At 34.9% G+C, this 12192-nt stretch carries 11 protein-coding genes and 1 pseudogene; 2 read left to right on the top strand and 10 right to left on the bottom strand.

What is annotated here, in order from left to right; genetic code table 11:
* Positions 1 to 14: 14 nt before the first annotated feature.
* A complete protein-coding gene (locus tag A9D35_RS16810; protein WP_066225167.1) occupies positions 15 to 791 on the top strand; it encodes an SDR family NAD(P)-dependent oxidoreductase in 777 nt (258 codons plus the stop codon).
* A 200-nt stretch (positions 792 to 991) separates the two neighbouring features.
* Here the strand turns inward: A9D35_RS16810 and A9D35_RS16805 are convergent, their stop codons facing one another.
* From A9D35_RS16805 to A9D35_RS16785, 5 genes are read right to left on the bottom strand one after another with little or no spacing between them, the layout of a single operon-like run.
* Complete coding sequence (locus A9D35_RS16805; protein ID WP_066225165.1) at positions 992 to 2533, bottom strand: PepSY-associated TM helix domain-containing protein; 1542 nt, start codon at positions 2531 to 2533, stop codon at positions 992 to 994.
* 6 nt (positions 2534 to 2539) lie between these two features.
* Complete coding sequence (locus A9D35_RS16800) at positions 2540 to 2839, bottom strand: hypothetical protein (RefSeq protein ID WP_066225163.1); 300 nt, start codon at positions 2837 to 2839, stop codon at positions 2540 to 2542.
* 3 nt (positions 2840 to 2842) lie between these two features.
* Positions 2843 to 3175: a hypothetical protein gene (locus tag A9D35_RS16795; RefSeq protein ID WP_066225161.1), complete on the bottom strand. Its 333-nt coding sequence runs from the start codon at positions 3173 to 3175 to the stop codon at positions 2843 to 2845.
* Between the two features lie 58 nt (positions 3176 to 3233).
* On the bottom strand, positions 3234 to 3950 hold the full coding sequence (locus A9D35_RS16790; protein WP_066225159.1) for a DUF4198 domain-containing protein: 717 nt from the start codon (positions 3948 to 3950) through the stop codon (positions 3234 to 3236).
* 11 nt (positions 3951 to 3961) lie between these two features.
* Positions 3962 to 6349, bottom strand: a complete 2388-nt coding sequence (locus A9D35_RS16785) for a TonB-dependent receptor (RefSeq protein ID WP_066225157.1) — start codon at positions 6347 to 6349, stop codon at positions 3962 to 3964.
* Between the two features lie 176 nt (positions 6350 to 6525).
* On the opposite strand from A9D35_RS16785, the gene A9D35_RS16780 reads away from it, so the two are divergent.
* Positions 6526 to 6888: a DUF1801 domain-containing protein gene (locus A9D35_RS16780; RefSeq protein ID WP_066225155.1), complete on the top strand. Its 363-nt coding sequence runs from the start codon at positions 6526 to 6528 to the stop codon at positions 6886 to 6888.
* Between the two features lie 19 nt (positions 6889 to 6907).
* Here A9D35_RS16780 and A9D35_RS19315 read toward each other — a convergent pair whose 3' ends face one another.
* The 5 genes and pseudogenes from A9D35_RS19315 to A9D35_RS16760 all read right to left on the bottom strand — a co-directional run bounded on the left by A9D35_RS19315 (position 6908) and on the right by A9D35_RS16760 (position 12137).
* Entirely contained in the window at positions 6908 to 7291 is a 384-nt protein-coding gene (locus A9D35_RS19315) for a hypothetical protein (protein WP_235817917.1), read from the bottom strand.
* Positions 7258 to 8328 carry a carboxypeptidase-like regulatory domain-containing protein gene (locus tag A9D35_RS16775; protein ID WP_235817916.1) on the bottom strand — a complete coding sequence of 357 codons (1071 nt, stop codon included), beginning with the start codon at positions 8326 to 8328 and terminating at the stop codon, positions 7258 to 7260. Before A9D35_RS16775 ends, A9D35_RS19315 begins: the two co-directional genes overlap by 34 nt.
* Positions 8329 to 8427: 99 nt before the next feature.
* Positions 8428 to 9593, bottom strand: a pseudogene (locus A9D35_RS16770) (acyl-CoA dehydrogenase family protein).
* Positions 9594 to 9626: 33 nt separating this feature from the next.
* Complete coding sequence (locus A9D35_RS16765; protein WP_066225154.1) at positions 9627 to 10505, bottom strand: ComEA family DNA-binding protein; 879 nt, start codon at positions 10503 to 10505, stop codon at positions 9627 to 9629.
* A 9-nt stretch (positions 10506 to 10514) separates the two neighbouring features.
* Complete coding sequence (locus A9D35_RS16760; RefSeq protein ID WP_066225153.1) at positions 10515 to 12137, bottom strand: alanine/glycine:cation symporter family protein; 1623 nt, start codon at positions 12135 to 12137, stop codon at positions 10515 to 10517.
* Between the last annotated feature and the right edge of the window lie 55 nt (positions 12138 to 12192).

Genomic DNA, 12192 nt, shown 5'->3' with positions numbered 1-12192 from the left:
AAGAACATAACATAATGACAAAAACGGTATTGATAACTGGAGGTGCTTCTGGTTTAGGATTAGAATTGGCTCCTTTATTTGCAAAGGATAATTATGACTTGGTGTTAGTGGATATCAATGCAAAAAAATTAAATGAAGCTAAGGTCTATTTAGAACGGGATTACAAGGTGAATGTACGAACTATGGCCAAAGATTTAAGTCAGGTAAATATATCGCAGGAAATTGTAACCGAACTTGGAGAAACAGAAATAGATGTTCTTGTAAATAATGCCGGATTTGGTTTGTTTGGAACCTTTGCAACTACCGATTGGGAACGCGAAGCACAAATGCTAAATTTACACGTATTAACAACGACTCATTTAACCAAACTCCTTTTAAAAGGCATGGTACAGCGTGGATTTGGTCGTATTCTTAATTTGTCTTCTTTGGCAGCCTTCCAGCCCGGACCTTTAATGTCCTTATATTATGCCACAAAGGGATACATGTTATCGTTTTCTGAAGCCATAGCTAACGAACTTAAAGGCACTGGTGTAACGGTTACGGCCTTATGCCCTGGCCCTACAAAAACCTCGTTTCAAGAAGTCGTGTCTAGCGGAACAACCGAAAACAAAATCACTTTTAATATGGCTACGGCTAAAGATGTGGCAGCCTACGGTTATAAAGCCATGAATAAAGGCAAATCTGTTGCCATCCCTGGCGGATTCAATAAATTTCTTGCTACTTTACCGCGGTTTATGCCTCGTAATGTCGCAACATCTATCGTTAGAAATATTCAGGAGAAAAACAGATAAACCGACCAACTTTATACCGTTTCATTAAGCTAATTTCGCTGAAAAAAGTATAAGATTCCTTTTTCTTATTACTATAATCTCGTGCTCGAACCTAAATTTTTGTCTGAATTAAAAACGAAGTAAAAAGCTTCTAAACATTAGCCCAAAACTCCTATCCTCTCTCCTTCCCTATTTGGTCTGAACACCTTAAATAAAGAATCCTATTTCTTTCTGATTCTAAAATAAACGAAAAGTGTTGTTGATGCTAGGATTATCCAGAATATATCTATAAAACATAGCTGTAATTGCTGATTTAAGAAGGTTTTCCAAAACCAATTTCCAGTACATATACCATTGGCAACAGGAACTAAAAACCCGAAAATAGAACCTAGTAACAAGGTGTTTTTATTAGTAAAATTATTGTCCTTTTTTAAGATATAGGCAACAATAAAAAGTAACCAACCAATAAAATAAAAATTATAAATAAACGATTGGCTTACTGGAGCCCATACTTTTACAGCAATAAAACTTAAAGCTGTTATCGGGTACATGCTTAAACAAATAGCAAGATAAATTCTAACCACCTTTTCGTTAAAACGTCTTTTCTTTTCAGGTACATTCTTTTTATCTCGAGCTACCAACCAAATCATAACCCCAGAAATAATTACAAAACAGGAGATAATTCCGAGTACAAAACTAACTATTCGTAAAGCAAATCCGCCGTAATCGCCGTAATGAATTCTATAAAACACATTCTTAACAGCATCTAAATACGTGGTTTTCTCATACGGATTTTTTTGATGAACCAGTTCGCCTGTACTTACTTTATAAATGGTTTCACCTGGCGACGTAAATTTGTTTTTATACTTTAAATGCCCTTCGGTTAACACATGCATATTTTCATCGCCATAATTAAAAACATGAACTTGTGTAATATCAAAATCTGGCCAAAGCGCCTCCGTTTTCTTAATATAGGTGTTTACACTAAAATCTGTTGTAATAGGTGAATTTGTATATTCAAATTCCGGATGTGCATAGCCTAAATCCTTATAGAACGTAGCACTATCATTATTGTAAAGGAACATCACATTTGGCGCAATTAAAATGGCTTTAATCATGAAAAAAGCTCCTGTTACGGCATACACAAACTGAAAAGGCAAACCAATAATCCCTAAAGTCGTGTGTGCATCTGTCCACATTGTTTTTAGTTTGGCCAATGGCCTAAACGTATAAAAATTGGATACAATTTTATTCCAATGCACTAAAACCCCTGTAATTATAGCAAACAGGAAAAAGAACGCCACAAAGCCGGCCAAGTAATACCCATACGGATAGAATATTTGCGCAAAGAAATGTAATCTATACAGAAATTCGCCTAAAGTGTAATTTTCTTCGTAAGACTTTTGGGCGTAATTTTTAGAATCTAGAGTTAAGTATTTTGAAGTATTGGTCTCAGGATTTGCTAAGGTATCTTTAGATTTGGAAAGCGACACACCAATGGTTCGTTCTACATAATGCTTGGATAACTCGAGATCTCTTCCGTATAAATTTAAACTGGCATCTAAAGAATCTAAAGCTGTATCGAAATCTAGTTGAATGGTTTCTGTAGGTTCTACAGTATGGTTACGTTCCCAGTTTACAATTTCGTCCCTAAAAAATGAAAACGACCCGGTAAAAAAGATGACATAAAGGGCTACGCTAATTACGATTCCACTTACGGTATGCGTATGAAATAAAATATTATAAGTTCTTTTATCGCTCATGCTGAATTAAACTATGGGATTGTAAATGCGTCCTAAATAAATGATTATTGAAAATACTCCAGTAAGTAGTAAATACACACCCCATATTTTCCATCCGTTTTTTGCCAAAAATGCAAGGACTAACAAAATAGCCCAAAGTATAAATCCGGTAAAAGTGGCTGTAATAAGCACACTTGTATGGTCTAACCAAAACGATAAGGCCATATGCAACGTCATAGTTACTAAATACCCTCCTAAAAAACCTGCCGATATTTTGGCAAAACGTTGCCATTCAGATGTGGTTAAATATTTTTTGTTTGCTGGCATGATTTAAACGAATAAAAATTCAATACAAAAGGAAAGAACGGCAAAAAGTACAACACTTTTAAAATGTACTAGTTTTAATGGAACTAGTAACACGATTAAGCTTCCAAAGGTCATAAGACTAATAAAAAACATAAACGTACCAGAGCCTTTACCTAGCTGAATAATGAATACTATTAAAGACACTATGAGTAGAATAACAGCTAATAATTTTGAAGGTTTTCTGTGCTCGACAATATGTTTTTCGATTCCAAACACTGCATCAGAAGGCATTTTTTCTGATGTAGTATACAGCATATAAAATGCTAAAACTAAAATAAGAATTGCTATTGTAATCATGTGTTCTTTAAATTAAAACAACCCTGAAAGGGTTAATTTCAGAGTTGTTTCTAAACGTTTATTGTATGCAATATGTAGCGCAATGCCAGATAAACTCGTAATCTTTACCTTTAAATTTTCCAGGAACTTCTTCCTTTTTAGTAACTTCTATAATATATTTTGTTTTCCACGGACGTTTAAAAGAAATATAGCCATCTTTATCTGTAGTTACTTTTTTAGTCCAATTATCGGCAATAAACAATTCAGCTTCTGTTTCAGCCAACGGTTTTCCTTTAAATAACACTTGTAGTTTCACATCTTCAGAATGGTTATCAATTTCAATTACAGACATTCCTGTTTCATTGGTATTTATGGTATTGGCTTTTTTAGGACCTACCTGAATAACTGCAGAAGCATTGTAATGGGTTTTAAAAATTCCGAAGTCGTATTCAGAATAATCAATAACATCAATATCATCGTTGTCCAATACAATGGTATACGTGCCATTATGTTTTGGTGTAAAAGCGGCTACATAACGATCTGCTTTAGCTGTAACATCTAATTTGGTTTTCTTACCATTGGCATCTACTACCCATAAGGTAAATGCTTTTACCGCAGGAAAGTATTCCCCTTCTACTTGCTCTAAAACCCCATTAGTATACTCGCCATAAAACACATTTACGTTTTGTGCTTTTCCTACTTCACCTTCTGCTTGTGTTTCTACCCATAGATAATGTGCAAAAGAGGGCGTAGCTATAAGGACTAGAAAGACGAATGTTAAGATTAATTTTTTCATGTATTTGTTATTTAAAATTTGAATGCAAAATTAGCTAAAATTGCTCTAGGTTGTTGCGGTGTTAATGTAGACCAACCATTATAATACTCTTCGTTAAACATATTATTTAACTTTAAACCTACACGATATTTATCTGCAGCGTAATACACAGATGCATTTGCAACAATATAACTCGGTACTGTAAACACTCCAGAAGCATAACCAGAAGCGTTTATAATATCGCGTTCGCTAGCGCCGTTAAATCCGGCACCAATACCAAAACCATGTAGCGATCCTTCTTCAAAAAGATAATCGGCCCATAGGTTATACGTAATATCAGATCCAGCTTCAACTGGACGTTCGCCAATAGCAATCTCGCTACTAGATTTTTCAACAGCACTATCGTTATAACTAAATCCACCTCGAATATTTAATCCGTTTACAGGGTTGGCATTAATTTCTAATTCGAAACCTTTACTAGATACTTCTCCATCCTGAATTTTTCCAAAAACATCGTTAGGATCTGTCATTAAACGATTACTTACCAATATACTATAATAGTTAACAGTGGCGTTTAAACGGTTGTTAAAGAAATTTGTTTTAACTCCAAACTCGATTTGATTAGCTTCTTCTGGTTTAAAGGTTTTTAATTCTTGACCTATACTTGGGTCACCTACAAGTTGCGGTGCAATGTTTGTAAATCCATTTTGCCAGTTAGCAAATACAGAAAGTCTATCTTTTAACGGTTGGTATAATAACCCAAATTTAGGAGAAATAGCAAATTGGTCGTAATTATCATCATCTGTAGTTAGGTCTCCTTTTTCATCGAATAAATCGAAACGTACACTTGCCATTGCCGATAATCTTGAGGTAATGTCTAACACATCAGAAATATAAGCGCTATAGACATTAGAGCGTGTTTTAATATTGTTTATCGCCGCACTTGCTAAAGCCGCATCGGCTCCAGCCGTTGTTAACGGAAACCCATCTTGCTCTTCGTTTGCTTTAGGATTTACAGCGCCATAACCAACATAACCACTACCATTGTCAATTCCGGTTACGGTATAAAAGTCGAATCCAACAACCATACGGTTTCTTAACTTACCAATTTTAAAGTCTCCATTAAAATTTTGTTGAATATCTGTAGTTTGTGTAATGGCGTCTTGCTTATTCATAAACCTAGAAAACACACCTTCGCCGGTTAAATCGTATAAATAGGTATAATACCCTTTTGTTGATGTTGAGCTTTTAGAAACTAATGTTTGAGAGTTCCAAGAGTCTGAAAGTTTATAATCCATTTCTACACGGTAATTTTGTGTCGGATTTTCCAGCGTAAGCGCATTACTTGTGTACGATTTTTTGTAATCGTAACCTAAGTCGTCTAAATCTTTATATTGCATTTCGCCAGCACGACTTAAGAATAACATGGTTGGATTTGTTTTTTCCGATTGCGATATCTCCCCATAAAAAGAGAACGATAATTTGTTATTTACACGGTAAGAAAGTGAAGGTGCCACAAAAAACGATTTTCTAAATCCGGCATCTTGAAAACTTTCTTCTGTATGGTAAGATGTGTTTAAACGAAAATAAATAGCGTCGTTTTTATCTAGAGCCGTATTAAAATCTCCCGTAATTACGTTCAAACCATAAGATCCTCCGGTATACGAAATTTGACCACCAAAACCTTGGTAAGGCTTTTTTGTCACTACATTTATAAGTCCACCATAAGAGGTTACTGTACTACCAAATAAGGTTGCCGATGGTCCTTTTATCACCTCGATACGTTCAATATTTGCTGCATTAATAGTACCATTTGTTAAACCTGGAACACCGTTTACCAATTGAGGTTGCACACTAAACCCACGTAATGAGTAGTATCCTGCACCATCTCCACCTCGTCCTGTAGAGGTCCATAATTGCTGAATTCCTGTTGCATTATCTAAAGCATCTTCAAAATTTGTTGTGATTTGAGATTCTAATAAATCTGTTGTTACTGTAGAATATACTTGTGTGTTTTCTAAATCTTTTAAAGGTAATTTAGCCACATAAGCCGTTTGTTTTCTAGCAAACATATTACGACGTTTACCATCTATAACCACCTCCGATAAAATTTCTTGACCTTCGTAAAGTACGATAGTTGGTAGTGTCATGTCTGAGTTAGATAAACTAAAAGGAACTTCTTTAGTTTTATACCCTAAATAAGACACCATAGCAATATATTGACCCGCTTCAAGATTGATTATCTCGAAACGACCATCTACATCGGTTTGGGCACCATGCGTGCTTTCTTTTATTATAACATTTGCTCCAATTATAGGATTGTTTTCTGCATCCGAAATAATCCCGTCTACTTTTAAGTGTTGTGCGTTTATTACCAAAGAGGTGAACAATAAGGCTACAAAACTGAATATAATTTTCATTGTTGTTATTTAGACTAGTTATTAATAGTTGAATTTTTGCTGCAAAAATATGTTAGCATCTTCGAACAACAAAGCTTATTTATATTTATTTTAAATAAAAACAATGTTTTTTATGTAGTTTATTGATAATAAGAAGGTAATATGATTATTTTTAACATTTAAAACACCAATTACAGTTGAATCCCGCAGAAGCTCATATTTTAAAACAACTCGAACCGTACCAATCTATAATGCTGTATGTACGCAGTGTGATATTAAAAACCTTACCACATATTGAAGAAAAATACAGTTATAAACTGCCTTTTTATTATCATTATAAAAAGCCATTTATATTTTTAAATGTATTAAAAGGAACTAATTACGTGGATGTTGTATTTATGCATGGCGTATTATTAGAAGCCAATTTCCCTGAATTACAAGATTGCAATAAACGAAAGAAAGTGCGTTCTATTCCGCTTAAAAATTTAGAAGATTTAGACGAACACCGCTTTGTTGAACTTTTAAAATTTGCATCGGAAGTCGTTAGGCCTACAAAGTAAGGACACGAAGTTGTATGATTTATTCTTTGTACAAAGACGACCTTTGGGTTAAATCCTGAATTAATTTTTCGTCTTCTTCGCTCTCTAAAAGGGTATTATAATTATCCCAAAAATGCTTGTTATATGGCTTAATCGCAAAAATATTGGCATCCCAACCACGGTTTAATTTAGATTCAATTTGTTCTGGATCTAAGATAATCTCAGTAAATAAAATTTCCTGTACGGTTTTGTAATAGCGTTCGTCTTTTGCCCGTTGCTCGGCTTCCTTATCGTCAGATTTTGGAGCTTTAGAGCCCACATTAACCAGTTTAGGAGATTCGTAAGAAATGTAATTCATATACATTTTACCATCATACTCCATATAGGTCATTACCAATTTATGATTGATTTGAGTATCAAACAAAATACGACTTCTTGTTTTTGAGCGTCGGAATCGGCAATCAATTCGTATTCAATTTTCTTAACCGCATAGGTATCCCAATACACATAAATCCAACCGTTGGCTATATAACCATCATTAAAAATCCCCTTGGTTTCAAGATTGATATGCTTGCTTCCTTTCAAGATTTTAATCTTATAAATTTTACGTTCATTATCAACCAAAACGGTATCCAATTCAAATTGATGAAAGTCTAATACCTGATCGCCAAACAAGGCCCGTGGCGCATTAGTATTCCGGATAAGATTCAGTTTCCCTCCAAATAAATTTTGCAATCCGTTTGTTCTAATATCATTCCATTTAATGGCCTTTACTAAGGAGGCAGTTTCAATAGTATCGCGTCTTAAATTAGCCGCTTTTAAATTCTTATTCCCATGTTGTTTTAAATAGGCCGTGTAGGCTAACAAACTATCTACATCGCGTAAATCGTAACTTTTACGCATTTCGTCAACATTGATTTTTAAATTTTCGGATGCTTTAGATTGTGCACTAGAATCATAAAGTGTAATGGCACTTTCTATAAGCCATTTAAATTCCTTTTTATTCTGTTCTTTATGGCGTAAAAATCCTTTTTCTAGGTAAGGAAAATCGGGAAGATTGTCTGGTAACCGCTCAATCATGCGTTGCACAATTTCGTTTCCAGTTTTCGGACGAGTATCTGCAACCAGTAACACTTCGTCTAAAGCTGCTATATCTTCTTCTAGATAAATTTCAGCCGTATTATCGAAATCTTTAACAAGAGTTTTAAAACTTTTATACCCAATAGAGGAAATAACAAGCGTATCGTTAGCCATGGCATTGGGAACCAAAAGCACAAACTTACCATCGGCATTACTTATGGTTCCTATCGTTGTATTTTTAACGTAAATACTTGCACTTTCTATAGGCACAAGCGTATTAAAATCGACGATTTTATTTTTTAGTTCTGTTTGCGCATACGAAGACAAAAAGAACAAACACATTAAAATGGTTAAACTATATGTTTTGTTGATGAAATTCATATTCAATCTTTATAATTTAACCATTAATATAATACTTTATTGTGTGATGCCAATTTGATATGAATCGTTTGTACATCAAAATTTTAAACCAGATTTGAATTAGGTTGCTGGCTTATAATCTTTTTTGTCTAACACCATTTTAGAAATAATTTCTTTCAAGATTTCTGAAGTCCCGCCTCCTATTGGTCCTAAACGGCTGTCTCGTAATAAACGTGCCATTGGATAATCTTCCATATAGCCATATCCGCCTAAAAATTGTAAACATTGATAAATGACTTCGTCTGCCATTTTAGTCGATTTCAACTTAGAAATGGTTGCTTCTTTTACCACATATTCCCCTTGATTTAAACGATAAGCAACAGTATAATTAAACGTTTTACAAATCGTCATATCTGCATATAATTCGGCATAAGTGTGGCGCAATGCCTGAAATTTATCTATGGTTTTACCAAATGCCATACGCTCGCTCATATATTGTTGTGCGTACTCTAAGGCATACTCTGCTCGGGCATGGGCATTAATTCCCATAATTAAACGTTCTAATGCAAAGTGTTGCATGATATACGGAAAACCTTTCCCTTCTTCGCCCATTAACTGAGACGCAGGAACAACCACATTGTCGAAAGCAATTTCTGCTGTATCGCTAGCTCTCCAACCTAATTTATCTAATTTTGTAGCAGATATACCTGGAGTATCTCGATCTACAACAAACATACTAATGCCTTTATGCGCTTCTGATGGATCTGTTTTTGCTGCAACAACTAAATAATCGCTATAAATTCCATTGGTAATAAATGTTTTCGATCCGTTTAAAACGTAAGTATCTCCTTCTTTTACGGCAGTTGTACGCATACCTGCAACATCGCTACCTCCAAAAGGTTCTGTGACACACAAACATCCTATTTTATCACCAGCAACACTTGGTGCTAAATACTTCTGCTTAATATGTTCGTCTCCCTCTTTATTAAGATGCGTCATGGCCAGATAAGCATGTGCCCACATCGCTGCAGCAAACCCACAAGAGTTTATTTTTTGTAATTCTTCCAGAAAGATTACCGTATAAAACAAATCTAAATTTAATCCGCCATAAGCTTCAGGATAATTCAATCCGAAAAAGCCCATATCTCCAAATTTTTTCCAAATAAAACGTTCTATAGTTCCTGATGCTTCCCACTTATCGATGTGCGGAACAACTTCTTTTTTAAAAAGGTTTGAAGACTTTCTCTAAACAACTCATGCTCTTCGGTGAAGTACATAGTATTCATATAGTTCGTGTGTTTTATTCCAGACTACCAGAATTAATTGAGCGCCAAATATAGCTTAATTATATCGAATTTTTGAATTGGAAAACTCTTAACTTTTAACAATTCTTCTAAATTTGTAAAGCCTTCGTGTAAGGTTCTATATTCAATGATTTTATGAGCCAACGGATAATCTATATATTCAATTTTTACCAAATCGCTAACTTCAGCGGTATTCAAATCTAATTTCTGCACCACACGTGGCGTTTTTACCGTAAATTTTGCTTTTAGTTGCTCGATAACTTCAGGAGAAAGACCGTAAATTCCATACAATTGCACATCGTCTATAAACCCACCTTCAAACTTATTTCTGTAGGTTATAATGCGTTGCGATAACTTTTCGCCCACGCCATAAATTTGTTGCAACTGTGCTTGAGAGGCAGTATTTAAATCGGATTTAGCTTCGAAACTAAGTGGTTTTTTCGGTTTAACAGAGGTCGATTCTGTTTTATTAGTTTGAGAACTAACCCAATCTGGAAATTTAAAATAGGGTGATAATTCTTGTAATAATGAATCTGAAATTCCTGTAACCTTCTGAAAGTCTTCAGCTGAATTAATCCATTTATCCTCTTCCCTAAAGGCGTGAAGTTTATCGATTTCTTCATTAGACATTCCTAAACTATAGCCTTTAAAATCTGTAATATAATTGGGATTAAACGGAAATAATTTAGGTTTAGCTTTTTCTTTTTCTAAAGCTTTAAGAGCATCCATCTCCTTTTGAAAGTGCTCCAACTCCGCATTATCAACTTGAATATCTTCGGGGTTCGGAGTCCAAAAGAAATACACACATTGTAGCACTACGATAATAAAAAGTAATAAAAAAATCCCATATCGCTGTTGTTTCGAGAACATGATATGGGATTTGAATGTTTTCATAAAAGTATGTTACATATGATCGGTAAAATCGGCTGATCCTTCTTCAATCGCATCATCTTTCTTCGCGATTGCTTTCATATATTTATTTAATTCTTTTTTCACTATAGGCGTTAATAAAACCACACCAATAATGTTTGGAACTACCATGGCAAAAATCATTGCATCAGAGAAATCGATAACCGCTCCTAAACTAATAGAGGCTCCTACCACTACAAATAATAAGAATAAAAACTTATAAACTAAATCTGTAATTTTTCCTTTTCCGAATAAGTAAACCCATCCTTGCATACCGTAGTACGACCACGAAATCATGGTAGAGAAGGCAAACAAAATAACAGCCAGGGTAAGTACAATAGAGAAATGCGGAATCACACTATCGAACGCTGTAGCAGTAAGCTCTACACCTTCGGTAATTGGCACCCCATATTCCATAAATTGTCCATCGAAATTCGTAATAATAATTACTAAAGCTGTCATGGTACAAATTACAACCGTATCTACAAAAGGCTCTAATAAAGCAACAATTCCTTCACTCGCAGGATATATAGTTCTCACTGCCGAGTGGGCAATGGCTGCCGATCCTACACCTGCCTCGTTAGAGAAGGCTCCACGACGAATCCCCTGAATCATAACACCAATCAATCCACCAGCAATTCCTAATCCTGAAAATGCTCCTTCATAAATCAACATGAATGCATCTCCAATATGGCTATAATTTGCTACCAAAATAATTACAGAAGCGAGTACATAGATACCTGCCATAAAAGGCACAATTTTTTCGGTAACCGAAGCAATTCTTTTAATACCTCCAATAATAACAACAGCAACTAAAGCAGCCATTACTAATCCGAAATACAATCCGCCATTCGCACTTTCTATTTCAAATAATTTTACAAATTGTGCGGCTGCTTGGTTGGCTTGAAACATATTTCCTCCTCCAAAAGAACCTCCAATTACAAAGACGGCAAAGATTACGGCAAGTACTTTTCCTAAGCCACCAAATCCTTTTTCGCCTAGTCCTTTTTTCAAGTAATACATAGGTCCACCGTATACGGTTCCATCCTCGCCAACATCGCGATATTTAACCCCTAAAGTACATTCTGCAAATTTAGAAGCCATACCTAAAAATCCTGCAACAATCATCCAAAAGGTAGCCCCTGGCCCTCCAATAGATAAAGCTACGGCAACTCCGGCGATATTTCCTAAACCAACTGTAGCCGATAAAGCTGCTGTTAAGGCTTGGAAATGCGACACTTCTCCTTCGGCACTATCGTCTCTTAAAGTTTCAATAATATTGGCATGGTCGTTTGGAGTAACATCTCCATACAAGGTATCGGCACCATGCTTTTCTATATCATGGTATTTATCTTGAACCACATCTATGGCGGTTCTAAATCCGGTGAAATTTATAAATTTGAAATAAATTGTGAAGTAAATTGCTCCTCCGATTAATACAATTAGTACCCAAGGAATTTGAAAGTTTTCTGAAAATGGAATTTCATAAAAAATGGCTTCAACAAACCAACCTGTGTAATCTTTAAAAACAGTATCTATTTTTTGGGAGGTTGTTTCTTGTGCAAATGTTAAAATGGGTAAAATTAAGGTAAGTAACGAAAGAAGATGTTTCTTCATAATTGTGTTAATGTTAGTTAGTATTAGGGTTGGACGCTATTTAAGCGCCACAAGT

The organism is Formosa haliotis (genome assembly GCF_001685485.1).
Taxonomy (GTDB): Bacteria; Bacteroidota; Bacteroidia; order Flavobacteriales; family Flavobacteriaceae; genus Formosa; species Formosa haliotis.
Note: the sequence above shows the minus strand (reverse complement) of the source record. Positions and strands in the feature narration are given on the sequence as shown.

Bases quoted from the DNA above. Each gene is read 5' to 3' on its own strand.
- A9D35_RS16810 (WP_066225167.1), top strand. From the start codon at position 15: ATGACAAAAACGGTATTGATAACTGGAGGTGCTTCTGGTTTAGGATTA.
- A9D35_RS16805 (WP_066225165.1), bottom strand. From the start codon at position 2,533: ATGAGCGATAAAAGAACTTATAATATTTTATTTCATACGCATACCGTA.
- A9D35_RS16800 (WP_066225163.1), bottom strand. From the start codon at position 2,839: ATGCCAGCAAACAAAAAATATTTAACCACATCTGAATGGCAACGTTTT.
- A9D35_RS16795 (WP_066225161.1), bottom strand. From the start codon at position 3,175: ATGATTACAATAGCAATTCTTATTTTAGTTTTAGCATTTTATATGCTG.
- A9D35_RS16790 (WP_066225159.1), bottom strand. From the start codon at position 3,950: ATGAAAAAATTAATCTTAACATTCGTCTTTCTAGTCCTTATAGCTACG.
- A9D35_RS16785 (WP_066225157.1), bottom strand. From the start codon at position 6,349: ATGAAAATTATATTCAGTTTTGTAGCCTTATTGTTCACCTCTTTGGTA.
- A9D35_RS16775 (WP_235817916.1), bottom strand. From the start codon at position 8,328: ATGAATTTCATCAACAAAACATATAGTTTAACCATTTTAATGTGTTTG.
- A9D35_RS16765 (WP_066225154.1), bottom strand. From the start codon at position 10,505: ATGAAAACATTCAAATCCCATATCATGTTCTCGAAACAACAGCGATAT.
- A9D35_RS16760 (WP_066225153.1), bottom strand. From the start codon at position 12,137: ATGAAGAAACATCTTCTTTCGTTACTTACCTTAATTTTACCCATTTTA.